Annotated in this window: 18 protein-coding genes; 4 read left to right on the forward strand and 14 right to left on the reverse strand. The window is 61.8% G+C overall.

The window, feature by feature from the left end; all coding sequences use genetic code 11:
• Positions 1–54 precede the first annotated feature (54 nt).
• Complete coding sequence (locus NCT04_RS11130; RefSeq protein WP_244826025.1) at positions 55–1,137, reverse strand: glycosyltransferase family 4 protein; 1,083 nt, start codon at positions 1,135–1,137, stop codon at positions 55–57.
• Positions 1,138–2,385 (reverse strand): oligosaccharide flippase family protein, encoded by a 1,248-nt coding sequence (locus NCT04_RS11135; RefSeq protein ID WP_250465390.1) that lies wholly within the window; start codon positions 2,383–2,385, stop codon positions 1,138–1,140.
• Between the two features lie 397 nt (positions 2,386–2,782).
• Here NCT04_RS11135 and NCT04_RS11140 point away from each other — a divergent pair, with 397 nt between their 5' ends.
• On the forward strand, positions 2,783–3,964 hold the full coding sequence (locus NCT04_RS11140) for a glycosyltransferase (RefSeq protein WP_250465392.1): 1,182 nt from the start codon (positions 2,783–2,785) through the stop codon (positions 3,962–3,964).
• Positions 3,965–4,045: 81 nt separating this feature from the next.
• On the opposite strand, the gene NCT04_RS11145 is transcribed toward NCT04_RS11140, so the two are convergent.
• On the reverse strand, positions 4,046–5,185 hold the full coding sequence (locus tag NCT04_RS11145; RefSeq protein ID WP_250465395.1) for an acyltransferase family protein: 1,140 nt from the start codon (positions 5,183–5,185) through the stop codon (positions 4,046–4,048).
• Between the two features lie 463 nt (positions 5,186–5,648).
• On the opposite strand from NCT04_RS11145, the gene NCT04_RS11150 reads away from it, so the two are divergent.
• Positions 5,649–7,127 (forward strand): O-antigen ligase family protein, encoded by a 1,479-nt coding sequence (locus NCT04_RS11150; protein ID WP_250465396.1) that lies wholly within the window; start codon positions 5,649–5,651, stop codon positions 7,125–7,127.
• Between the two features lie 20 nt (positions 7,128–7,147).
• Positions 7,148–8,350, forward strand: coding sequence for a glycosyltransferase (locus NCT04_RS11155; RefSeq protein WP_250465398.1), 1,203 nt, complete (start codon positions 7,148–7,150; stop codon positions 8,348–8,350).
• 7 nt (positions 8,351–8,357) lie between these two features.
• Here NCT04_RS11155 and NCT04_RS11160 read toward each other — a convergent pair whose 3' ends face one another.
• From NCT04_RS11160 to NCT04_RS11170, 3 genes are all read right to left on the reverse strand, one after another.
• On the reverse strand, positions 8,358–8,816 hold the full coding sequence (locus NCT04_RS11160) for a hypothetical protein (protein WP_244826034.1): 459 nt from the start codon (positions 8,814–8,816) through the stop codon (positions 8,358–8,360).
• A 130-nt stretch (positions 8,817–8,946) separates the two neighbouring features.
• Positions 8,947–10,680, reverse strand: coding sequence for an FAD-dependent oxidoreductase (locus NCT04_RS11165; protein ID WP_244826035.1), 1,734 nt, complete (start codon positions 10,678–10,680; stop codon positions 8,947–8,949).
• Positions 10,681–11,064: 384 nt separating this feature from the next.
• Positions 11,065–11,700 carry a DapH/DapD/GlmU-related protein gene (locus tag NCT04_RS11170; protein ID WP_250465400.1) on the reverse strand — a complete coding sequence of 212 codons (636 nt, stop codon included), beginning with the start codon at positions 11,698–11,700 and terminating at the stop codon, positions 11,065–11,067.
• 517 nt (positions 11,701–12,217) lie between these two features.
• Between NCT04_RS11170 and NCT04_RS11175 the strand changes: the two genes are divergently transcribed.
• On the forward strand, positions 12,218–12,682 hold the full coding sequence (locus tag NCT04_RS11175; protein WP_250465401.1) for a hypothetical protein: 465 nt from the start codon (positions 12,218–12,220) through the stop codon (positions 12,680–12,682).
• A gap of 72 nt (positions 12,683–12,754) precedes the next feature.
• Here NCT04_RS11175 and NCT04_RS11180 read toward each other — a convergent pair whose 3' ends face one another.
• From NCT04_RS11180 to NCT04_RS11215, 8 genes are all read right to left on the reverse strand, one after another.
• Positions 12,755–14,080, reverse strand: a complete 1,326-nt coding sequence (locus tag NCT04_RS11180; protein ID WP_250465403.1) for a glycosyltransferase WbuB — start codon at positions 14,078–14,080, stop codon at positions 12,755–12,757.
• Positions 14,081–14,236: 156 nt separating this feature from the next.
• A complete protein-coding gene (locus NCT04_RS11185; RefSeq protein ID WP_250465405.1) occupies positions 14,237–15,379 on the reverse strand; it encodes a glycosyltransferase family 4 protein in 1,143 nt (380 codons plus the stop codon).
• Positions 15,380–15,423: 44 nt separating this feature from the next.
• On the reverse strand, positions 15,424–16,377 hold the full coding sequence (locus NCT04_RS11190) for a GDP-L-fucose synthase family protein (RefSeq protein ID WP_244826040.1): 954 nt from the start codon (positions 16,375–16,377) through the stop codon (positions 15,424–15,426).
• 5 nt (positions 16,378–16,382) lie between these two features.
• The gene (gmd, locus tag NCT04_RS11195) at positions 16,383–17,501 is read right to left on the reverse strand and encodes a GDP-mannose 4,6-dehydratase (protein ID WP_244826041.1); all 1,119 of its coding nucleotides are present in this window, start codon (positions 17,499–17,501) and stop codon (positions 16,383–16,385) included.
• Positions 17,502–17,589: 88 nt separating this feature from the next.
• Positions 17,590–19,818: a polysaccharide biosynthesis tyrosine autokinase gene (locus NCT04_RS11200; RefSeq protein ID WP_244826043.1), complete on the reverse strand. Its 2,229-nt coding sequence runs from the start codon at positions 19,816–19,818 to the stop codon at positions 17,590–17,592.
• A 69-nt stretch (positions 19,819–19,887) separates the two neighbouring features.
• The gene (locus NCT04_RS11205; protein ID WP_409014955.1) at positions 19,888–21,081 is read right to left on the reverse strand and encodes a polysaccharide biosynthesis/export family protein; all 1,194 of its coding nucleotides are present in this window, start codon (positions 21,079–21,081) and stop codon (positions 19,888–19,890) included.
• 16 nt (positions 21,082–21,097) lie between these two features.
• Positions 21,098–22,477 (reverse strand): undecaprenyl-phosphate glucose phosphotransferase, encoded by a 1,380-nt coding sequence (locus tag NCT04_RS11210; RefSeq protein WP_250465406.1) that lies wholly within the window; start codon positions 22,475–22,477, stop codon positions 21,098–21,100.
• Positions 22,478–22,606: 129 nt separating this feature from the next.
• The gene (locus NCT04_RS11215) at positions 22,607–24,136 is read right to left on the reverse strand and encodes a mannose-1-phosphate guanylyltransferase/mannose-6-phosphate isomerase (RefSeq protein ID WP_244826048.1); all 1,530 of its coding nucleotides are present in this window, start codon (positions 24,134–24,136) and stop codon (positions 22,607–22,609) included.
• Positions 24,137–24,267: the final 131 nt, after the last annotated feature.

Consider the following 24,267-nt stretch of genomic DNA (forward strand, 5'->3'; position numbering starts at 1 on the left):
GCCGGCGCAATGCTCGACAAACGCCCGCCGCGTCAAGCCATCAACGATGAAACCTCAAGCCGGCGCGGCCCCACGCGGCAGCGCCTGCGTGACCTGACGCGCCACCGCGAGATATCGCGCGGCGGTATCGGCGAGCGTGAGCCCACCAAGCGGACGATGCGAGCGAGGCTCGGTCAGCGCACGCACGAGCGCGTCCGCATAAGCGTCGATATCGTCGGGATCGCAGAGATGCACGCCCGGAAAATCCGCCGCGAAGCTGAACGGCCGAATGGTGCTCGCCACCACCGGCACGCCGGACGCGAGCGCCTCCAGAAACGCGATGCTATGCCCTTCCGAACGCGACGGCATGGCGAACACGTTCGACGAGAACAGCAGTTCCGCGACATCCGAACGCGGACCTTGCAGACTCACGCGATCCGACAATCCGAGCTTGGCGATGAGATCGCCGACCGCCGCGTGATACGCCGGATCTTCGATCACGCCGCACAACAAGAGCCGCGCGGACGGCACTTTCTCGACGACGCGCTGAAACGCATGCACCGTGGAAAGCTGGTTCTTCACCGACGTATAGCGGCCGATCTGCACGATCTGCGCTTCCTTTGTCACGCTGCCGGCCGGGCGCTTGCCGAAGCGCGCCATGTCGACGCCATTCGGAATCAGCGTCATCGAAGGATGACGGCCCACCGCGTCCACATAATCGTCGATATTGGTCGGCGACACCGCGATCACCGCGCGCGCCCGCCGCGACAACAGACGTTCGACGCGCCTGAAGGCTTCGCTCTCGAAGTCGTTGGTGGCCGAGTGCATCACATAGACGATCGGCACGTTGAGCGGCAGCATGCGCGCGTAGAACGCGGGAATGGTCGCGTGCGCGAAGAGCACGTCGGCGCGCGCGTCCTTGATCGTGCGATACAGATTCCACAGCTTGCCGAAGCGCCCGTACATGCGCTCCGGGAACAGACACTCCACGCCATTCGCGACGAGTTCCGCCTTGAGCGCCGTGAAATCGTCGTGCGCCGGCACGAGTGAGGCCACCGCCACCGACTCGCCGCCCTTCTGCTGATGAATCGCCAGATCTTTCGCGAGCACTTCGGCGCCGGACAGACGCGGTGCAAGTACGAGGTGAACTATGCGCATTCAAGCCTCCCTGACGATACGAAACAGCATCCATGACGCCGCGGCGCCGAGACCGAGCGTCATGGCCCAGGCAATACCCGTCACGCCCCACAGGTGCGTCGCGATGGGCACGGTCACGCACAGCACGATGGCCTGCACGATCGACGCGTGCGTCGCCACCTTGGGCATGCCGACCGCGCGCAGCCACGACACCAGCACCGCGATGATCGCGCCGATCGCCATGTTGATCACGAAAATACGGAAGAGCGGCACGGCCGAAAGCCATGCCGGTCCGAGCACGAGATTGAAGAGCGGCTCGGCGGCCAGACGCAGCACGATCACGAGCACCGTGAGCCCGACGCCCGCGATCAGCAGATAACGCGTGAAGAGCTTGCGCGCGCCTTGCGTATCGCGCCGGTGATGCTCGGAGAATGTCGGAAACAGATACTGCGACATGGCGATGGCGGCATCGGCGAGGAGCATCTGCGCGAGCTTCGACGACATCTGATACGCGCCCAGTTGCATCGGCCCGAGCAGCTTGGCGACGACCACCTTGTCGAACTGATTGAGCAGCAGATTGACCACGCTGCCCGCCCAGATCCAGCGGCTGAAACCCACGTAATGCGAGATGCCCGCAACCGACAAGCGCAGCGGCGGACGCGGCGACATGCTGCTCCAGGTGAGCGTGGTCTTGAGTATCTCGCCGGCGACGAGGCCGATCAGCACCGAGTAGGCGCCCGCGCCCGAGAGCGCGCAGATGAGGCCGACGGCGCAATCCGTGAAACTCGCGGAACACTCGACGCCCGCGAGCTTCTGGAAGCCGCGCTGCCGCGTCACGATGAAATACGCGGGCGATGCCACGCCACGCACGATCGGCAACACGGCTGCAAGCAGGATCAGCCCGATCGAGCCGCTCATATGGAACTGGCTGCTCATGAACGGCGCGAGCACCGCGAGCAAGAGACCGATGAGCACGCCGCGCATCGCGAGCGTGGACCACACCGCGCCGAGCTCGTTATGCGTGGGCGCATCGCGGCCTTGCACGACGGCTTGCGCGAGCCCGGTATCGGACAAGGATTCGGCGATAGCCACCGCGAGCAGCGCGATGCTGACCGCGCCGATTGCCTCGGGTCCGAGAATCCGGCCGATGGCGAGAAACTTGACGGCGACGAAGCCGCGCACGACCACTTGCTGCAGAAGCACCCAGAATGCGGCGTCCTGCTGGAAACGCCCGCGCGCCGGTATGAAAGGTAGCCGGACAGATCTCACTCGAATTCCCCGCGCTGCTGTTATTTCGTTGGCGTGGCGTTCGCGCTTGAGGCCTGGCGCGCTCGACCACCTTGCGCGTCGCGCAACGCTCCCATTCCGGACGACGGGTGCGCGCGTGACGCCGCTTCTTCTTCAGGCGACTGTGCCAAAAGTATCGTGGCAGCGGTTGCGGCGGACGACAACGCGTAGTTGAAATCGGCCCGAAATGGGTGTCAATGCGGGTTGACGAATTTCAAAGCGTGTCCCCGCACACAGGGCGTACGCGGAAAAACGCTGAAATTTGGCCGTTGCGTACGCAGTGGCGATGCTAACGTCGGTTTCGTCGGCGTTATGGCGTGGCGCGAGCCATCTCGCGCTCAATGTGCGTTCACATCTGCCGGATGCAACGGTGAAATCAATGGCGAAAGATCAAGTCCTCATCATCGAGCCCAATTTCAGCGGGCATCGCTGGCGTTATGCCGAATGGGCCGCGAACGCTTACATGGAAGCGGGGTATCGCTGCATCATCGTGACCGAGCCTGGCAACGCGGCGCATCCGCTCGTGAAGAAGATTCAGGAGCAAGGCGGCGACGCGCTCGAAGTCATGATGGTCGCGCCGCCCGTGCGTCATGGGCGCGGCCTGCACTCGGTCAGCTACGTGCGCGCGCATCAGGACTTCAAGCATTTCTTCGATACCGCGAGCCGTGGGCGTTCCATCGCGCTCGTCGTGGTGCCTTACGTCGATTACTTCCTGCTCGCTTTGCCGTTCCTGCGCTCGCCGTTCGGAAAGACGCCGTGGGTCGGCATCACGATGCGTTCGAATTTTCATCATCATCTCGTGGGTGTGCGCGCGCCGCGCCGGCCGCTCGTGAATGCGGTGAAGGGAAGACTCTTTGCGCGCGCCATTCGCGTGGGCGGCATGAAGACGCTGCTGACCATCGACCCGACCTTGCCGGACTGGTGGAAGCGCAACGTATCCACCGCGCGCTACACGACCTCGATCGAATATCTCGCCGATCCGTTTCCCGACGCACGCGCCGCCGAGCCCTCAGCGGCTCGTGAGCGCCTCGGCCTGTCCGATGGGCTGCATGTGCTCGTCTACGGTGCGATCAACGAACGCAAGGGCCTTTTCGAACTCATCGAAGCGCTCGCGCAACGCCCGAGTGCGCAGTCGCCGACGCTCGTCATTGCCGGCGCTCAGGACGAAGACGTGCGCGCTCGGCTCGCAACGGCAATCGCAAAGTTGAAGGCGCCCGTGCCCGTGGTGTTCAACCGCTTCATTCCCGCCGAGATGGAGCTGGATCTCTTCTCGGCCTGCGATGCCGTCTGGCTCGGATACAAAGGGCACTACGGCATGAGCGGCGTGCTCGTGCAGGCGTTCCGCTTCGGCAAGCCGGTGATTGCCACGGCGGATGGCTTGATCGGATGGTTCTGCCGCACGGGAGAGCTTGGGCCTGTGGTCGACGAGCTTTCGCCCGCTGCGATCAATCAGGCGCTCGACGATGTGCTCGCACGACGCGTGGCGCCGTTCGCTTCGGGGCATCTGCTGGAGCGCAACACGCTTCTGCAATTCAAGGAGACGTTGCGGCAGGCGGTTTGATGGCGTTTTGCGGTGCATCAACGAGAGAAGCCGCCTTTCCTCACGAAAGGCGGCTTCTTTTTTCTTGCTCCCGTAAGCCAATCAAGCCTGCGGCTCAACCGCCGAAACCGGCACCTCCGCCTTCCGCTTCGCCGGAAAGAGCGCGTCCCGAATCCTCAAGAACGGAAACTCGACAGCGCGCGTGGTCACGTATCCTACGACGATGGCAATAGCGAACTGCGCGCCCATGATTGCGAACCAAGCGGGAATGGCCGGCACATGCAGCGCCGCGGCCCGGCGAATGAGCATGTCGCCCGGAGCCAGCGCCAGCGAATGCCAAAGATAGATGCCGTATGAATACACCCCGATCCATCCGATCACGCGATAAATCATGCTCTGCCTGGTCGACTTCGAATATTCGAGCGTCAGCACGATGAGCGCGCAGAATCCGATCGCCTGGATCGTATAGCCGATGCTCTGATCGAGCGCCACGTTGCGCGTTCCGAAGACGAGCCATAACACGACGCCGACGACCATCGCGATCAGCAAGTGCTTTTGCGCCGCAATCGAACGATAGATATTCGGCTTGAGCCAACGAACGGTCGCGAGCATCACGCCGAACAGCAAGCTGTCGATGCGGTACTGCGTATAGAAGAAGGTCTCCTCGAGATGCCCGTTATAAACCGCGATACTTCGTGCAACCAACACCACCACGCAGATCGATCCCAGTACGGCAAGAATAGTCTTGAAATCCGCACGCCACCGCGCCAGCACGATCAGAAGCAACGGCAGGAACAGATAGAAATGCTCTTCGACGGCAAGACTCCAGGTCTGTGCAATCGACGAACCAAAGAAGTTCTGCATGTGCGTGAGGTTCTGCACGAGGAAGGTATCGGTCGGATGCCGTCCCGCCACCACATGAAACAGAATCAGCGCGTAATAAGCAGGCCAGATCTTGAAGATCCGACGCACGATGAAGCGCCCCGCATCGATACGTTCCTCTTGCGCGTATTGCCTGAGCAGCAATCCGCCGACGAGATAGCCGCTCAGCGTGAAGAACAGATTCACGCCTTCGTGCCCGAAGCTCTTGAGCGGATACTCGATCGCCGCGATAAACGCGCTACCCGTGGGATACGAATGGAAGTGATATCCCATCACCGCGATGATCGCGAGACCCCGGATGAAGTCGAGCTCGATCGAGCGACTCGCTCCCTGAATGCGCGGCACGCCGAACAGGCTCATGTCTTCCCCCTTCTGCGAAGGTCTTTCTGTTGTAGTTGACGCCGCATTTGACTGTCCCGTCGACGGCGCGCGCACGCACGCTCGTGCACGAAGAACGAGCATCGCGGCTGTCCAATAATCGGTCCAGACTATCGTTGCGATCCGCCAGAATCGCGCAGTTAGCCGACATCGGCGAATCTCGTATGCGCGCTCGGCAACAATGTCTTTAAGCGCTCACGGCGAGCGTGGTGCGGCGCACATGGGCGTCCGTCGTTTCGCGCCTAACGCTAGTCGCAAAACGCCGCCGCGACGGCATGCTCGAAAACCCGCTGATATATTCGACCCACAAATACGGGGCTCCCGGAACCGTCGCATCCATCAACAGCATCACGAAACGAAACGCGACTCAGGCTTTCCGGGTATGCAGCGGCAGACGCCGCGAGGATATGAAGCTCGAAGAGCTTTGCGATCTAAAGAGAACGCCATGCGCAACAAGTTCGCCGTCGTCTGGATCTGGCTCTTCCTGCTGCCGCTCGCTTTCGACTTCAAGGCCGCCGAGACAGCCAGCAAGGCCATCCAGATTCTTCTCACCGTGCCTTCCATCGGCGCCGCCATCGCGCTTATGCTGATCGGACCGCGCTTTGCTTATCGCTCGCGGCTGCGCACGGTCATCACGTCGCTCTTCATGCTCACCATGGTCGGCAGTATCGCCACGCAGGTGTTGCAGGGCAACGACTCCGGCAACTACATGCGCGTGATTCTGCCGTTCCTCCTGATGCTGCTCGGCTATTTCGTCGCATGCCGTCCGTGGGACTCTCAGCGTCTCGAACAGATCGAACGCGCAATGTACTGGTCGATGATCGCCTCGCTCGTCTTCAGCTTCGCCTACGGCATGGCAACCGGCGGCGGCCTCGACAGCGTGCGCTTTCGCATCGTCTCCGTGACGTTCCTCTGCTTGCAAGGACTGTTGCTGCATGAGTTCGTCATCGCGCGGCGCGTCACTAAGTTCACCGCGTTGCTGTTTCTCGGCACCGTCGTGATCGAACTGCTCAGCGTGACGCGCAGTCTGCTCGTCGGCACCATCCTGCTGTTCATTTATGCGACCTGGCTTGCCGCGCCGTCCATCCGCCATCTCTTCACGGCCGGCTTGCGCGCGGTCATGATCGCGGCGCTTCTCGGCGCGATGGTGGCCGCGTCTGCCGCGTTCTTCCCCAGTGTTGCCGAGCACTGGGCGCAGCGCATGTCGTTCTCGAAAGACACGGAGTCCGGCCGCGATCCGACCACCATCACGCGCCTTGCCGAGATGAAGGATCAATACGATCAGACGATGGCCTCGCCACTCTCCGTCGCGGTCGGTCTCGGATACGGTCACGACTATCGCTATTCGCCGACGTATCTGCCGGACCTCGCCGGTCAGATGACCAAGAAGGATTTCTACGCGATCAAGGAATGGGCGGCCGGCCACAACTTCTGGGTCTATCAGTTCTTCGCGGGCGGCATCATGTTCGGTATTGCGTTGCCGATCGCGTTGCTGTGGGCGCTCTATCGCGGCTCCATGGCGTATCGCGCATGGAAGCATCGCGCGCCGGATGTGATGTATCTGCCGGTGCTCGGACGCGCGTTGCTCGTGGTCGCCTCGCTGCCCGCGACGTCGGTGGGCGGCAATCCACTCGGCAACCGTTTCTCGGGCATCGTGTTCGGCGTCGCGCTCGGTCTGCTGGTCGCCGCCTATGCGCGCATCGCTCATGCATTGCGCACGCGTGCGGCTGAGACGGCGGCGCCGCGGCCATCGTTCAGAAGTCCCTTCGGTCCCGTGCATCCCGACATGCAGCCGTTTTTCGAGCCCACGCCCGATGCCTTGCCGACGCACGCATCGCACGCACCGGGCCTCACGCATGGTCATCATGACGACGGCCGGCGCGATTCGCCGCCGGGCGCGAGCACCTTCGCGCCGTCCGCCTGACACGAGCCATTTCATACGCCATGAAGATTCTGCATCTGCTTTCCACTGTCGATCCACGCGCGGGCGGTCCCATCGAAGGCGTGCTGCAAAGCGGCATCAGCATGCAGACGATGGGCCATGAGATCGAAGTGGTCTCACTCGACGCACCCGATGCACCGTGGCTCGCGAGTTTTCCCCTGCGTCTTCATGCGTTGGGTCCGGTGCGCGGCTTCTACGGACTCACGCCGAAGCTCGTGCCGTGGCTCAAGGAACACGCAACGCGCTTCGATGCCGTGATCGTCAACGGTCTCTGGCAGTATCACGGCTACGGCACGTGGAATGCTCTGCGCGACAGCAGCGTGCCCTATTACGTGTTTCCGCACGGCATGCTCGATCCGTGGTTCAAGCGCACGTATCCGCTCAAGCATCTGAAGAAAAGCCTCTATTGGCCGTGGGCCGAATATCGCGTCCTGCGCGATGCGCGCCGCGTGCTGTTCACGACGCAGGAAGAGCGACTGCTTGCACGCGAGTCGTTCAAACTGTATCGCGCGAATGAGGAAGTGGTCGCGTTCGGCACGCGCCCGCCGCCCGCCGATTCCACCGCGTTGCGCGAAGCGTTCCTGGCGAAGTTTCCGCAACTCGCGGGCAAGCGCACCATTCTGTTTCTCGGCCGTATTCACGAGAAAAAAGGCTGCGACTTGCTGCTGAAGGCGTTCGCCAACGTGCGCGATATCGACACGAACGCGCATCTCGTGATGGCCGGTCCCGACGACGGCGAGTTCGCCGCCAATCTGCGTACGCTCGCCAAGGAACTTGGCATCGAGACTCGCATGACGTGGACCGGCATGCTAAGTGGTGACTTGAAGTGGGGCGCGTTTCGCACGAGCGATGTCTTCGCGCTGCCTTCGCATCAGGAGAACTTCGGCATTGCGGTTGCGGAAGCGCTGGGTTCGCGCTTGCCGGTGCTGATCTCCGACAAGGTCAACATCTGGCGCGAAGTGAAAGAAGACGGCGCGGGAATCGTGACGACCGATACCGTCGAGGGCGCCGCCGATGCGTTATCGACCTGGCTGCGCATGGATACCGCCAAGGTCGAAGCCATGCGCGAGCAAGCGCTCAAGACCTTCATGCAACGCTTTCATGTCGACGCCATGTCGAAGGATCTCGTCCGCGTGCTGCGCGAAACGGCGGGACCGCGCGGCGGCAGGACCGATGCCTTGCGTTTGAAGCGGCAAGCCGGTTGATGCGTGCTTATTTCGCGACCAGATTGGCCTTCAGGTAATCGACGAAGCCGTTCTGCGTGGCGATGATCTTTTCCGCGCAGCCGTTGTAGTCCGAGCCCACGGTGCGCTCTTCGCCGTACATGTCGCGGCATTGCGCATATAGCACGATGGTTGCGCCACTGCCCTTCGCCGTGCGCGTCGCCGAATAGACCGGCTTGCCTGAGCCTGAAGGCATGTCGGTGTCGATCGCGACATCGTCCGCGCGCAACAGACGTTCCTTCGAACTTTTTTCCACATACGTCTTCGTCAGCTTCCAGGCCGCGTCGCATTGCGCCGCGTCGTTGCATTCGACGGTCGCGTTGCGCTGCGCCTCTTCGAGCGATTGCTCGGTGCGCGTGAAGCGCCCAGCCTTCTGCGCTTCGGTTTCGGAGAACGAGCAGGCTACGAGCAAGAGCTGGGCAAGTGTCAGGGCGATAAGCAGTTTCACGAGCGATATACCTAAAAAAGCCGGGTGTGGACGGCGATTATAGCGATGCCCGCTCGCACGCATCAAAACGAAACGCCGCCGGTCCTCGACGACCGGCGGCGTTTTGCGCTTCAGGTGCTGCTGCCCTGCCTCACGCCTTGCTCAGATCACCCGGCATATGCATGGCCGATGCGGCCATCGGCATTTCCTCGGTGACGATACCCTTGAGCGGCGTGCCGGACGAAGAGACGAGCGTCGCTGCCGGCGTGCTTTCATCGTTCTTCAGCATGCGGCCGAGATGGCTACCGAGACGCAGGGTCATCGCGGCGATCGTGATGGTCGGGAAGTTTGCGCCAACCGTCGGGAACACCGAGCTGCCCGCCACATACAGGTTGCTCATGCCGTGAATCTTCAGGTTGCGATCGACCACGCCTTCCTTTTCCGAGTCGTGCATGCGCGTCGTGCCCATGTGATGCCATGTGCCTTCGAGCTGCGCGGGCCACGGCTTGCCTTCGAGCGGCTCGTCGAGCTCCACGTCGGCCACGCCGCCGCGCTTCAGTTCCTCGGCAAGAAGCGTCACCGTGCGATCGAAGGTGCGCTTCACGAGCTCGGTCACTTGCCAGTCCACCGACACGCGATTCATTCCGAGCGCGTCTTTCTGCGCCGAGAGCGTCACGCGGCTGTCGCGATTCGGCTCCGCTTCCACGATCGTCTGAATCTTCACTTCGGTGATGAGCGAACGCGGTTGCAACAGACGCGCAAGACCGAAGCACGCGGTATCGACGGGATGCGCCATCATGGTCATGAGGTCGCCCGCCATGCTGTAGCCCGGCTGATCCTTCTTGAGCATGGCCTGTTTCGCGCGGATCAACGCTTCGGAACCCTCGGTGTTCTCACCACGGAACACCGAATAGAACCACGAGCGCGCGTTCAGGAGCTTCTCGCGTTCCAGCACGGACTGCGTGAGCGCGAATTGCGAAGAGATGAACGTACCGTGCGCCGAGACCGCCTTGTTCTGATAGTGATACTTGATGTCGTAGAGCTTGTTGCGCGCCCATTCCTTCTTGAAGTTCACCTTCGCCGACATGATGCGCGGATGGTCCATGAAGTAACGGCCCACCAGATCGTTGCCGTTGCCGAGACCCGCCTTCTGCACCTTGTTCGACGACAACAACAGACGCGCGTTTTCGATACCGCCTGTCGCGAGCACGAAGACCTTCGCGCGAATCGCAAAGCGCCGGCCGCTGATGGTGCCGATATCGATCTTCGTGACGGTGCGTGCGTCGGTGTCGGTGTCGATGTTCATCGCGTTCGCGTACAGCATCACGCGCACGTTCTTCGCATCGAGCAGATGCTTGCGATACACCTTGCCGAAGCGCACCGGCGGGCTGAACTGCGAGATCGTGTCGCGCACCTTGCCCGTCGGGAATGGATGACGCTTGACATCCGAACGATGAATCGCCGCTTCCCAGTAGGCCGGATCGAAATTATTCTCGCCGAGCTGCAGCAGTTGATGCGTGCGCGCATAGTAAGGGCGCAACTCGTCCAGGCTGAAAGGCCAGCCGCTGTCTTTCACCCAGTCGCGCTTTTCGAAATCCCACGGATCGAGCGGACGGCACCAGCCGCCCCAGCAATTGCTGCTGCCGCCGAGAAAGCGGCTGCGGCAACCATCGGCGAACTCGTACGGCACGCCGACGTTCTCGCCGCGATACAGATCGCGCGTTTCGTCGTCCGCTTTGTACCCGCCGCTTTCCAGGAGGCACGCGTCGATGCCCTGCCTTTCGAGTTCGAGCGCCAGCGTGATGCCGGCCACCCCCGCCCCGACGATGCAGACCGTGGTATCGATTACCGCGCCTTGCTCTACGCTTCGGCTGTCAATGAACATGCCCCGTGCTCCTTCTTACTCGTGCTTAAGCGGTGTGCCATGTTGCCGGCAATGCACCGCGCCCCTGACCCGTTGTCCAAACGCCGCATCCGGTTGCGAGGCGTCGCTCGTCTTGGCGACGCATCTTCTTGCCGGATTCGAACGATCCCGACGGCGCCCTGTACGCCATATACGCGCTATTCGCGCTTGTTCGCGTGTGCTGCCGCAGGGCTCCGCATGAGCTTGCAAGTCTCCTTCGCTGTCGGTTCACGAAAGCCCGCCGTGATACGCGGCATCACATGCCCGCATCACGCCGCGCGCGCTTTGTCTCCGTGCCTCAGATGTCTTGTGCTTTCAAAAACGACCGGGCCGCGTCGATCACGAAGCGCGCGACCGCGATAAAACTCATGCAGGGAAGCGTTTTTTGATGAAGCGCACTGGGTTGCCGCCATACACGCCTTCCGCATCGAGCGAACGATGTACGACGGAAAGCGGTGTGACGACTGCCGAGCGCCCGATGGTCACGCCCATCTGCACCACGCATTTCGAAGTGATCCAGACGCCGTCTTCGATCACGATCGGTGCGACCTGCAAGTCCATGTTGCCGCCCACGTCGTGCGAGCCGGTAGTGAGAAACGCGCCCTGCGAGATGCAGACGTTGGAGCCGATGCGAATCGTGGTCTGGTTGTAGATCCAGGCATCGACGCCGAACCAGCAGTTGTCGCCGACCTCGAGATTCCACGGCGCCTTCACGCGAATGGGATGCGGCATGCGGCAGTTGCTGCCGATACGCGCGCCGAATGCGCGTAGAAGCGCCACGCGCACAAACGAGACCGGAATGAGCTTGTTATTGATGAAGCATGCTTCGATGAAGAACCACACGAGCTCGGTCAGAAAGCCGCGCTTCGCAACGAAGTTGCCGGGACCCGCGAGCGACAGGTCGATGACCTTGCCCGACGCCGTCGCGCGCCGTGTGGCAGTCTCGCCAGCGTTGCCATTTCTGGCCGCGCCGATGCCACGCTCTTCGATCGCTCTGTCCATTAGGAACCCCCGCCCCAGTCACTCCGCTTCACTACTCGCCCAGCTGCCCGCATACTGCCGATTCATTGCTGTGCAGCGCTTGTCGCACGGTGCCTGTCATCGAGCGCGCTTTTGTTTTCTGGCGACTCGTGTTTGGCCTTGTCCTTAGGTACGCTTCAAGGCGTACTCGTCTTACCTTTTCTGATAAGCATGATTGCTCGAGATGCCTGCATGCCGCCCGCCCGTTGCCAGGGAAAGCATGCCTATGCAGCGCGGCTCAGGCGCATACGGTAGGTTGATTATCGGCGAAGGGTGCACGAGCCCGCGTGCGCTAATACACGAATGGCCGCATCTGCAGGGCTTTTGGCGGTAGTGATCGGTTCCGCGCCATATCCTGTTTTCATGTCCGATTTATTCGTTGCATGCGTTGTATCCGGGTTCACCGAATCGATGCAGGAAGCGCACCGAATGAGGTCTTGCGACCAGACAATCACCTGCCGACTTGCGGAAACTTCGCACTACCGTTTTGGAGATTTCGATGAAAAACGCGCTACGTGTAGTGCTATTCCCGCTCATCGCCGCGACCGCGTTCGCCGCGGCGCCCTTTGCACATGCAGGCAATTTCGCCGATGCCGCCATGAGCAACGGTCAGGCCGCGGGCGGCGCGGGTGAGATGGACTTGCTCGGAAGTCCATCGACGTATTCGGACCCGTATGGCGCGCCGACCAACGGCAAAGGTGGTAAGCGCGGACCCATCACGAACGGGCAGACCACTGAGGGCATCTCGCCCACCGACAAGTTGCTGGCCCAGCAGAACGGCTATGTCGGCAATCCCGGTGCGGGTGCGCAGTTGCGGGCAACGGGTCGAAGAAACGATGCAGCCACCGCCAAGGCCATGTTGATGCCGCAAGGCGCGGCGGCCACGCTCTATCCCACGCCGGCGGGACTCAAGCCTCCGGCCAATCCCGCGCGCGCCAGAGACATCTACAAGTCGCCCTACTAAAAACACAAGGGTTCGTCTTCGATGAAAGACGAACCCTTGCAAGTCACGTGAAACAGCCAGCGCGATGCTCTGCTATTCGATCTTCTCGACGACAGGTGCACGCTCGATAAACATATCCGTATCCGCCGGCCGCGCAGCCGCTTCCTTGATCCGCACCGGCGCCGCATGCGGAACCGGCTTGCCGATGAGCGAGATCAAGCGGTCTTCGAGGCGTGCAAACACGGAAGCCGGCGACAGACGTTCTTGTGCGAAGAGCCGTCCTTGCTCGCCATGCGAAGCCCGTAACTCCGGGTCGCCGATCAGCATTTCTATCGCATCGGTCAGGTCCTTCGCGCTCTCCGGCTTGATCACGACGCCACGTCCATTGACGGCTTCGTAGAGTTCCGTGCCGCCATGCGCCATGGCAATCACGGCGCGTGAACTGGCGAACATGCCGGTGAGCTTCGAAGGCATCACGAGATCGGCGACATCGCCGCGTTGCGGAAGCACGTGAACATCGGCGAGATTGAGCAGTTCGTTCAGACGCTCAACCGGCTGAAGGCACATGAAGCGCGTGTTCTTGAGACCCGCGCAACGCTTCTGCAATTCCGCCTTGGTCGCGCCGTTACCGCAAAACACGAAGACGATGTCATCGCGCGATGCTAGTGCGGCGGCGGCATCGGCCAATACTTCGAGGCCTTGCTTCGCGCCCATGTTGCCCGAATAGAGCACCACGCCCGTATGTTCTCCGATCCCGAGTTCACGACGAAACTCGCTCGGACGATCGAGCGGAAAGATCGCGCCGGTATCGACCCAGTTGGGCAGATGGAACACGCGCGTCAGCTCCACGCCCTTCCTCACCGCGCGATCGACCATCTTGTCGGAAATCGACGAGACCACGTCGAAGTGCTTCATCAGCCAGCGTTCGAAGCCGAGCGCCATGCGGCTGGCGCGCGCGTTCTTGAGCAGGCCGAGATCGAAGGCGGCATCGACCTCGAAATCCTGGATATGCAGCCATGAACGCGCGCCGGTCAGACGTGCCAACGCAAGTGCGCCAGGCGCGTTGGCGAGGCTCGGTGCAATGCTCATTACGATATGCGGACGCCACGCCACGTGCGCCGCGAGCGCGGGCATGGACGCCAGCGCGAACGACGCAAGATGCAACATGCGCTTTGCGCCGCTAGGCTTCTTGGGCACCCATAGCGGCGCGCGCCATACACGCACGCCCTTGCGTGACTCGATACGATGAAGCCAGCTTCGATACCCCTCGCCGACCTTCCACTCCGGGTAGTATGGCGGCGCGCAGACGACGCGCACTTCGTGGCCGCCCGCGGCCAGTGCTTCTGCCATCTCTGCCGTGTACTTGCCGGTTCCCGTCAGCTCGGGCGCGTAATTCAGCCCGTAGATCAGTATTCTCATTTGGTCCCTCGCCCGACTAACGCGCCTTTCGCTCCGAACGGCTTTCGCGTCCGGCAAGGCGCCAGCCACCAGGCGCGCAGGACCGCGCGTCTGGCAGCGTCTCTTCACTACCTGTGTGCGTCTTCCTCCATCTACCGTCCCGCTTTTGCCACCCGCTTAGTTGGTCAGCAAGAGCGCGCAGCCTCGCGCGATATTGGCAGCCGCCGTGGGCGGATCGAAGCGCTGAATCACATCGGTGCAACGGCTCGCCGTGCCCGCCGTATCGGCGAACGCTTCCAACGACTTGAGCATCGTGCGATGCAAGGCCGCCACATCGCCCGCAGGGAAGGAGTAACCCGATACCCCTTCCACCACGAGTTCCGGAACGCAGCCGCAGCTTTCGCTGACGATGACCGGACAACCATGACTCAATGCTTCGTTCGTGACGAGACCCCACGGTTCACGCCGGCTCGGCAACACCATGCACGTCGCGCTGAAATACTCGCGCGACAGTGGCGCGTCTTGCAGACTGCCGAGAAACTGCACGGATTCCTCGAGACCAGCCTCTTTCACTTGCTGCTTCAACGCGTCCCCGAGCGGGCCCGTACCCACGATACGCAGCTGGGCATCCGGCACGCTCTTCTTGAGCGTACTGAACGCTTCGACCAGCGTATCGATGCCCTTCTCGGCAGACAGACGTCCGACATAGAGGAACACCGGCTTGTTGCCTTGCCGATGTAGAAGCCGGTCATCACCCACCGTCTTCGGTGAAAACGAACGCGGCAGCGCGGCAGCCTGACAAGGGATGAAAATGTTCTCCTGCTTCGCACCGAGCGACATCAGATACTCGCGGCTGCGCGTACCGAAAGCGAAGTAACCGTCGCACAGCGCGAAGAACACGCGCTTCGGAATGGAGGTCAACATGCGGCGCGGATTGTCACGTGCAGTCGAATCGCAGAACACGGCGCGGCGCTTTCCGGTGAGGATGCACGCGGCCATCATCGCCCAATATTCCGGACGGTGATACCCCGGCAAAACCACGAGATCGGACTTCGCCTTGAGCACTTCCCAAGTGAGACGCATGGTCATGCGCCAGGTCGGCACGTCTTCATAGCAGCCGCTGTATAGCTTTCTCATCGGGTAGCGGTGGAACGAATAGTCGACATCGGAAAAGCCGATGCGATCGTGCTCCGTATCCGCGATCTGCACCATCGAATAACGAATAGAGCCGGACCCCGAGATGTTATGCAACGCGGACAAAACTTCGCCTTTATGCCGCGACCACACGACGTTATGAAAAATGGTCACTGATGCTGACATTTCTTTTGCGTCCTTTGGAAAGGATTCGATATGTTCGCGGCTGGCTATGCGGCGACCGGCGTTTGCATCGATTCGTCACGCGAGAGGAAGTCCCCGTACGTCGCGCGGATGCCTTCTTCCAGTGCGATCGACGCCTTCCATCCCATGCCTTCGAGCTTTGAAACATCGAGCAGCTTGCGCGGCGTGCCGTCGGGCTTGCTGGCATCGAACTCGAGTTGACCGTCGAAGCCGACCACTCGACAAATCGTATGCGCGAGTTCGCGGATGGTCAGGTCTTCACCTGTCCCGACGTTGAATACGCCTTCGCTGATGTCGCTTTCCATGAGGAAGGTCGCGGCATCGGCGAGATCGTCGACATGCAGGAACTCGCGACGCGGCGTGCCCGATCCCCAGACCGGCAATGTCGCATCCCCTCGTTGCTTCGCTTCGTGCGCCTTGCGAATCAGCGCGGGCAGCACGTGACTGCTCTTCAGGTCGTAGTTGTCGTTCGGGCCGTAGAGATTCGTCGGCATGACCGAGACGAACTTCGTGCCGTACTGACGGTTGTACGCCTCGCACATCTTGAGGCCCGCGATCTTCGCAATCGCATAGGCTTCGTTGGTCGGCTCAAGCGCCGATTGCAGGAGATATTCTTCCTTGATCGGCTGCGGGCAGGCCTTCGGGTAGATGCACGACGAACCGAAGAACACGAGCTTGCTCACGTTCCAGCGGCAGGCCGCGTGGATCACGTTGGTCTGGATCGCTAGGTTCTCGTAGATGAACGAGGCGGGCATCGTCGAATTCGCGAGGATGCCCCCTACGCGCGCCGCCGCGAGAAACACCACGTCGATATGCTCTTCCTCGAAGAACAGGTTCACCGCGCCCTGGTCGGTGAGATCGAGATGCGCCTTCGTGCGCGTCACGATGTTGCGGTAGCCGGCCTTATTGAGCCGGCGCACCAGCGCCGAGCCCACCATGCCGCGATGTCCCGCCACGAAAATGCGTGCGTGCTTGTCCATGCGCTTTACTCGTGATGTTCCAGGGCCTTGAAACCGGCGAGCGTGACGAGTGCGTCGCGTCGGGCAATCTGATAGTCCGCGCGCACCATCTCCTTGACGAGCGTCTGGAAGGTGGTCTGCGGACGCCAGCCGAGCTTGGCATGCGCCTTCGACGGATCGCCGAGCAGCGTTTCCACTTCGGTCGGACGGAAGTAGCGCGGATCGACGCGCACGATCACCTGACCCGGCTTCAGCTTCGTCTCGCGGCCTTCCACTCGATCGACGATACCCACTTCATCCACGCCCTCGCCTTCGAAGCGCACGTGCACGCCGAGTTCGGCCGCTGCCTGTTGCACGAATTCACGCACGCTGTATTGCACGCCCGTTGCAATCACGAAGTCTTCCGGCTGCTCTTGCTGCAGCATCATCCATTGCATCTCGACGTAGTCGCGCGCATGGCCCCAGTCGCGCAGCGCGGACATGTTGCCGAGGTACAGATCGTCCTGCATGCCGACCGCGATACGCGCGATGGCACGCGTGATCTTGCGCGTGACGAAAGTCTCGCCGCGCACCGGCGATTCGTGGTTGAACAGAATGCCGTTGCATGCATACATGCCATACGCTTCGCGGTAGTTCACCGTGATCCAGTAGGCGTAGAGCTTCGCGACCGCATAGGGGCTGCGCGGATAGAACGGCGTGGTTTCGCGCTGGGGAATTTCCTGCACGAGACCATAGAGTTCGGAAGTCGATGCCTGATAGAAACGCGTCTTCTTTTCGAGGCCGAGAATGCGGATGGCTTCGAGAATACGCAGCGCCCCGAGACCGTCGGCGTTGGCCGTGTATTCCGGTTCCTCGAACGACACCGCAACGTGGCTTTGTGCCGCGAGGTTATAGATTTCGTCGGGCATCACGCGCTGGATGATACGCACGAGGCTCGTCGAATCCGTAAGGTCGCCGTGATGCAGAAACAGACGCTGGTCCGGATCGTGCGGATCACGATACAGGTGATCGATGCGGTCAGTGTTGAAGAGCGAACTACGGCGCTTGATGCCGTGCACCTCATAGCCTTTTTCGAGCAGCAATTCGGCCAGGTACGACCCGTCTTGCCCCGTGATGCCCGTGATCAAAGCGACTTTGCGGTCCATGCTTAACCTCTCGTATGCGGTCTGAGTGTTGGCGCGCCCATGCACATGGTGCGCGCCGGTCATTGTTCTTACAGGCGGCGTCCGGTTTTTATTCTGCGATGCTTTCGTAGCCGTAATAGCCAGCGTAGGTGCTGCCCATCAACATCTTCGATTGCGGTACATCCGTGAGCAGTACGCCCTTCATGTTCACGCCGCCGTGATGCAGGCGCTTCATCGTTTCCCCGATTTCCTGCACCTGATTCTTGCCATGCCGCACGACGAGAAGACTCGTGCCCGCATGCTTGCCGATCACCGTTGCGTCGGTCACCGCCAGCACCGGCGGGGTATCGACGATCACGAGGTCATACAGTTGCTTCAAATGCTCGAGCACTTCGCCCAGGCGATCGCTTGCCAGCAGTTCCGACGGATGCGAAGGCAGCGAGCCCTTGGTGATAAGGTCCACGCCCGGCAGGACATCGTGCAGGATCGCGCTCGTCACGTCCGCGCCCATCAGCACATCCGACAGACCCGGCGAATGACGCACGCCGAAATGCGAGTGAATGTCGCCACGGCGCATGTCGCCGTCGATCAGAAGCACGCGCTTTCTCGTCGATGCAACCAGCGTCGCCAGATTCACCGAAAGGAACGACTTGCCCGCTTCAGGACGCGAACCGGTGAGCATCACGACGTTGTTGCGCGCATCGGCCAGTTGCAGGTTGAGCGACGTGCGCAGGCCGCGAATGCCTTCGACAGCGGCATCTTCCGGCGCTTGCGCGGCAAGCACGTGCAGTCCTTCGCGGCGCATGCCCACCTTGCGTTGCAGACGCAGTTGCTGGGTGCTGCGCGGCACGATGGCGAACACACGCACGCCGAGTTGCTTTTCGATCTCTTCCGGACGTTCGACACCGCCGTACAGGGACTTGCGCACGAAGGCGATCAGAATGCCGAGCACGAGGCCGATACCGGCTGCGATCAGGATCACGATCACGCGCTTCGGACGGACAGGATCATCGGGCGCTTGCGCATAGTCGACCACGCGCACGTTGCCAATCTGCCCGGCCTTCGCAATGCGCAGTTGCTGCGCGCTGTTCAGGAGGTTCGTGTAGAGCTCGGTGTTGACACGCACGTCACGCAGATAACGCAGCGCGGTCTGCTCGGTATCCGGCAGCGTCGAGACGTTCTTGCCGAGACGCGTTTGCGCGCCGGTGAGCGATGCGATCTGCGCATCGAGCGCCTGCACCGACGGATGGTTGGCCGTAAAGCGCAGCGACAGTTCGGCGCGTTGCTGTTGCAGGTCCGTGAGCTTGGTCTTGTTATCGACGATCTGTTGCAGCAGCAGGCGGCTTTCCTCGGAAAGGTCGACGGTGCCTTGCTTGTTGCGGAACGTGTTGTACTTCTGCTCGGCTTCGTCCAGTTGCTTCTTCAGAATGGGCAACTGCTGATCGAGGAACGACAGCGTGTTCTCGGCTTCGGCGGAACGCTTGTTGGCGTCCTGCGCGACGTAGCGATTAGCGATGTTGTTGACGATCTGCGCGATTTCCTTCGGGTTGCCGCCTTCGAGGCTCAAACCGATGATGCCCGATTGCAGCGCCGTTTCCGCCACCGTCAGACGCTTCTGGAGATTGTCGATGGTCGTGAGCGTCGAGAAGCGTTGCAGTTCGAACTGCACGCCTGCCGGGCTTTCGAGCTTGTCCACCTTGAGCTTGACCGGACCGAACGCGGTCACGCCCGCGGCTTCCTGGCCGACCTTGCCCGTGAGAATGGAAACGCCGTCCGGGTCGTTCAGCACGTAGGTGCCGTTTTCTCCGGCGACCAGCGTGAACTTCTTTTCGTAGAGTTCCTTCGGCGTGTCGAAGAGCGGCACGTCGATCTGTTCATTGCCCCACGCAAAGCGCGAGAGGTAGCCCGAGGGAATGGGCATGTTGAACATGTTGAACACGCTGCCAACCACACCGCCCACGAAGGGCATGGTGTGCGGAAGCGCGCTGATGTCGAGGTGCAGACGGCGCACCGTGTCGTCGACGACGAGGCGCGAGCGCAGCAGTTCGATCTGCGCGGCCGTGGTCGACTTCGCGTCGAACATCTGCGAGACGGCCTGCAATGCGTTGGGGTTCGCTTGAGCGTTGCCCGCGTTATTCGACTCTTCCACCTGGATCAGCGCGTCGGCCTTGTAAGTAGGCGGCGCGATGAAAGCGTACGCGGCACCCAGTGCGACCACCGCGAGCATCACGGTCATCACGAGCTTCCAGTTGCCCAGTACAGCGGCCAGGTAGTCGGATAATCGCAACTCGTCGCCGGTCGAGACGTCCGAGTATCGTGTATCAAAGTTCATGGCCATGGTCTCGCTCGCTCTTTCTTTAAGTCGCACAAGGTGGACCGGCGCGCCCCTGCGCACCGGTCTTGAGGCTTACTTTGTAATCACGGCCGCGGTCAGGCCTGCATTGATCGCCGGCAGCAACAGGTTAAGCACGCGGCTGAAACGGACGAGTCCGTTGTTATCCACGTAGACGACATCCTTCGGTTGCAATTCGAAACTGTTCGCAAGCAGCATGGACACAGGCGAACGCGCGTCCAGCTTGTAGACTTCAGGCGTATCGGTCTGGCCATTGCGGATCACGTACAGCTCCTTCGGATCCGAAGTCTCGGCGTTGAAGCTGCCGGCTTGCGAGATCGCGTCGGACAAGGTCAGCTTGCCGTTGCGCATCGGGATCACGGTGGCGGGCTTGGTCACTTCGCCCATCACGTAGACGCCGTTCTCGTCGCGCGAATCGATACGCAGCGCATCGCCCGGCTTGAGCATGATGTCCGACGGGCTGCGGCCCTTCGAGGTCATGCTGGCCATGTTGATGTGATACGTGACGCCATCGCGGATCAGCGTGACGCGGCTCTGGTCCGCCGTCGTCGCGAAACCGCCCGCGCGTCCGATCGCTTCGGTCAACGTCATCGGAATGTCGTTGATCTGTTGCGAGCCGGGCGTACGCACGTCGCCGTCGATATACACCTGCGAAGCGCGGAACGAAGCCACGCGCACCGTCACCTGCGGCTTCACGAAAACCTTCGACAACTCCGAGTACAGCTCGCGCTGCACTTGCGATTCCGTCTTGCCCGCGACGTGCAGCGTGCGGTTCACATACGGGAACTGCAAGTTGCCGTCCGCATCGACGATAAAGCCGGGAGCGGCATCCGCGATACGCGTCTGCTGGGCCGGTTGGCCGAGCGCGGCCACGAGTTCCGGGTGATCCCATACCGTGATCTGCAGCACGTCGCCCACGCCGAGCTTGTACGGCGTCGCCTTGCCATAGAGGCTCGCGTTCGGATCGTCGGTGGCCGACGGTTGCGCGGCCTTCAACTTGCGCACGAGCGAGAGATCGATCGGCGTGATCGGAATGTTGACCGTGGTTGCCGGGTCGCCCTGGTCCGTCGAAGTTTCGACGAGAGCCGCGGGCTTCTCCATTTTCATACCCGGTGCGAGACCGCAGCCTGCCATCACGACGCAAAGCGTGGCTGCCGCCGCAAGGCTGCTGAGCCGGAAGCCCGACGACTTCGACATTTGGATATTGGCGGCCATGGAGATGCTGCCTGGTTGTTGTTGGTTGTGCATGTAGGTCGTCCCTGCATCAGTAAGCGTTGGTGTGGCGTAGTCCCTTGAAGATCGTAGCGGCGATGATTCTCATATCGAGTCCGAACGACCAATTACCGAGGTAGTACAAGTCATGAGCGACGCGTCCTTCCATTTTTTCGATGCGGTCGGTTTCCCCGCGAAAGCCGTTGACCTGAGCCCAGCCGGTGATGCCCGGCTTGATCCGGTAACGATGGATGTACCCCGACACGACCTTTTGATAAAGGTCGTCATGTTCGAGTGCGTGCGGACGCGGGCCCACGACCGACATGTCGCCGCGCAGAACGTTGAAGAACTGCGGCAGCTCATCGAGGCTGGTACGGCGCAGGAACGCTCCGACACGAGTCACGCGCGGATCATTGCGCGTGGCCTGACGAAGCACTCCGGCCTGTTCCGTGTGCATGCGCATCGAACGGAACTTGTAGATGTTGAAGACGCGGCCATCCGCGCCTTTACGGCGTTGCGTGAAGAGCACCGGACCGCGCGAAGACAGCTTCACGGCGATGGCGCAGGCAATCAGCAAGGGAGCGACGGCGATGATCGCGGCAAGCGCGAAGGCGCGGTCGAAGAGTTCTTTCTGCAGAAGCGCGCTGGGCGACAACGGCGACGCGACGAGATTGATGGCGGGTTCGCCGAGCAGATCCGTCACACCGCTTTCGAAGAGCGCGAGGCTGCGCACGTCGGGAATGAAACGCACGTTGACGAGGTCGTTGCGGAACTCGTTCACGAAACGAAGGATGGTGCGTTCTTCCGAGAGCGGCAAGGCGAGCCAGACTTCATGCACGTTCTGGGTACGCACGTAGTCGACGAACGCGTCGAAGTCTTCGTACACCGGCACACGCGTGTTGAGACGGCCCTGACCGGGCGTTGCGTTGAACGCGGCGCTGGCGCGAAAGCCGGCGTCGGTCGTGCGGTCGATCTTTCTGACGATGGAATCGCAATGCTTGCCGCAACCGACGATCGCCACCTGGTGCAGGTTGAGACCGGCGTTGCGTACATTGGCGAGGACCGCATGGGTGAGCAGACGGCCGGCGATCAGAAGCGCGCCGGACATCGCGGTCCAGTAGGCGAACCAGAGGCGCGAGACGTAGTCGAGGCGATGCAGCGAGAACATCAGCGCAAGTGCGCAGCCCTGCACGACGAGCCAGCCCAGTGAGACCTGGCACGCGAGCATGAGCTTGCTACGGCCGCGCCACGATTCGTACACGCCGAAGCCGGGAAACAGCGCGAGCGAGAAAGCCGCCGCAAAGGCGACGAACGCCACCGAATAGGCGTGTGCCTCTATGTACTCGAACCGGATCTGCGACGCCACAGCGGCGCCGCCGACGATCATGGCCACGTCAAAAAGACGCGCCAGCAATCCTTGTAAATCGCGCATGTCATTCCCCCGAACGCAATCGCTTGTTGCCTGACACCACCTGCCTCTTTTGTCCTCCCTTCGCGTAACGGTCTTTATGTCGTTGGTTACCGCTGCAAAGAAGACTGCCTTGTTCGTATGCGCCGTCGATCAGCTGCGGCCATACGTATCGTCGAAGCGCACGATGTCGTCTTCGCCGAGATAACTGCCGGACTGCACTTCGATCATTTCGAGCGGTACCTTGCCCGGGTTTTCCAGACGGTGACGCACGCCGAGCGGAATGAAGGTCGATTCGTTTTCCGAGAGCAGGAACTGCTCTTCGCCACGCGTGACGAGCGCCGTGCCGCTCACGACGATCCAGTGCTCCGCGCGATGGTGATGCATCTGCAACGAGAGCTGTGCGCCCGGCGTCACGACGATGCGCTTCACCTGGAACCGCTCGCCATGTTCGATGGAGTCGTAGAAGCCCCACGGACGGCGCACCTTGCGGTGGGTGTCGGCTTCCGGCGCATGCTGCTCGCGGATACGCGCGACGAGACCCTTGATGTCCTGCACGCGGGAACGGTCGGCCACGAGCACGGCGTCATCCGTTTCCACGACGATGATGTTGGTCGTGCCGACGCAGGCCACAAGACGGCCGCCCTCGGAGCGCGCATAGCTCGAGGTCGCGCCTTCGAACACCACGCGGCCGCTTGCCACGTTGCCCGAGTCGTCCTTGTCCATCGCGTCCCACACGGCGTCCCACGAACCGAGGTCCGACCAGCCCGCGACGAGCGGCACCACCACGCCTTCGCACGGCGCGCTCGGCGTGCCGATGTGTTCCATGACCGCGTAGTCGATCGAATCGGACGGCGCGCGGCCGAATTGCGCGGCCTGCGGACGGATGAACTTGCCGTCGTCCTTGCCTTCCGAAATCGCGGCGCAGCAGGCCGAGTGCATGTCGATGTTGAGCTTCTCGAGCGCGGCGAGCCAGACACTGGCGCGCACGACGAAGATGCCGCTGTTCCACCAGTACGTGCCCGCGGCGACGTACTGCGCGGCGAGTTCGGCGGCGGGCTTTTCGACGAAGCGGTCGATCTGATGCGCGCCGTCTTCGAGCGCCTGACCGATACGGATATAACCGAAGCCCGTATCCGGGCGCGTCGGCGGAATACCGAGCGTGGCGATCACGCCGCGCTCAGCGTGTTCGGCGGCAATCGCGATTGCGCGATGCAGCGCCGGCAAATCGGCGATGGAGTGATCGGCGGGCATCGCCACCATGATCGCGTCCTGACCGCCCTTCACGGCTTGCAGCGCGGCGAGCGTGAGCGCGGGCGCCGTGTCGCGGCGTGCCGGTTCGACGATGATGCGTGCGTTCACGCCGCTTTCGCGGGTCTGCTCTTCCGTCGTGAAGCGATGCTCTTCACCGCACACGATGATCGGATCGGCTTCGACCTTGAAGTTGCCGGAGAAGCCCTTGAGGCGTCCGACCGTGGCTTGCAAAAGCGAATCGCGGCCAACGATGCCGATCAGTTGCTTCGGGAATTGCTCGCGGGACATCGGCCACAGGCGCGTGCCCGAGCCGCCGGCGAGAATGACGGGCACCAGGCGCCGGCATGCCTCGGCCGTCGTGGCCGAAGACGCTTCTGCGTTCGCTGCGTTCACCGTCACTTCGCTTTCCGTGCGTGCATCATTGCTCATATCAGGACTCCTGCCTGCAAGTTCGAACGCGCAGCATCTGCCGCCCGAGAATGATTGAGTCCCGGACCAATCTGGTCCGGCCAAATGTTCGACGCTAAACGCCATCCTTGTCCGCTACCCCACAGAAGGCG

The sequence above is a fragment of the Caballeronia sp. GAFFF2 genome, from assembly GCF_023631485.1.
Classification (GTDB): Bacteria; Pseudomonadota; Gammaproteobacteria; order Burkholderiales; family Burkholderiaceae; genus Caballeronia.

What these genes read in the sequence shown, in the direction of transcription:
- NCT04_RS11215 (WP_244826048.1), bottom strand. Translation starts at nt 24,136, where the DNA reads ATGAGCAATGATGCACGCACGGAAAGCGAAGTGACGGTGAACGCAGCG.
- NCT04_RS11130 (WP_244826025.1), bottom strand. Translation starts at nt 1,137, where the DNA reads ATGCGCATAGTTCACCTCGTACTTGCACCGCGTCTGTCCGGCGCCGAA.
- gmd (WP_244826041.1), bottom strand. Translation starts at nt 17,501, where the DNA reads ATGGACCGCAAAGTCGCTTTGATCACGGGCATCACGGGGCAAGACGGG.
- NCT04_RS11190 (WP_244826040.1), bottom strand. Translation starts at nt 16,377, where the DNA reads ATGGACAAGCACGCACGCATTTTCGTGGCGGGACATCGCGGCATGGTG.
- NCT04_RS11145 (WP_250465395.1), bottom strand. Translation starts at nt 5,185, where the DNA reads ATGAGCCTGTTCGGCGTGCCGCGCATTCAGGGAGCGAGTCGCTCGATC.
- NCT04_RS11185 (WP_250465405.1), bottom strand. Translation starts at nt 15,379, where the DNA reads ATGTCAGCATCAGTGACCATTTTTCATAACGTCGTGTGGTCGCGGCAT.
- NCT04_RS11155 (WP_250465398.1), top strand. Translation starts at nt 7,148, where the DNA reads ATGAAGATTCTGCATCTGCTTTCCACTGTCGATCCACGCGCGGGCGGT.
- NCT04_RS11170 (WP_250465400.1), bottom strand. Translation starts at nt 11,700, where the DNA reads ATGGACAGAGCGATCGAAGAGCGTGGCATCGGCGCGGCCAGAAATGGC.
- NCT04_RS11200 (WP_244826043.1), bottom strand. Translation starts at nt 19,818, where the DNA reads ATGGCCATGAACTTTGATACACGATACTCGGACGTCTCGACCGGCGAC.
- NCT04_RS11205 (WP_409014955.1), bottom strand. Translation starts at nt 21,081, where the DNA reads ATGCACAACCAACAACAACCAGGCAGCATCTCCATGGCCGCCAATATC.
- NCT04_RS11150 (WP_250465396.1), top strand. Translation starts at nt 5,649, where the DNA reads ATGCGCAACAAGTTCGCCGTCGTCTGGATCTGGCTCTTCCTGCTGCCG.
- NCT04_RS11175 (WP_250465401.1), top strand. Translation starts at nt 12,218, where the DNA reads ATGAAAAACGCGCTACGTGTAGTGCTATTCCCGCTCATCGCCGCGACC.
- NCT04_RS11140 (WP_250465392.1), top strand. Translation starts at nt 2,783, where the DNA reads ATGGCGAAAGATCAAGTCCTCATCATCGAGCCCAATTTCAGCGGGCAT.
- NCT04_RS11210 (WP_250465406.1), bottom strand. Translation starts at nt 22,477, where the DNA reads ATGCGCGATTTACAAGGATTGCTGGCGCGTCTTTTTGACGTGGCCATG.
- NCT04_RS11180 (WP_250465403.1), bottom strand. Translation starts at nt 14,080, where the DNA reads ATGAGAATACTGATCTACGGGCTGAATTACGCGCCCGAGCTGACGGGA.
- NCT04_RS11165 (WP_244826035.1), bottom strand. Translation starts at nt 10,680, where the DNA reads ATGTTCATTGACAGCCGAAGCGTAGAGCAAGGCGCGGTAATCGATACC.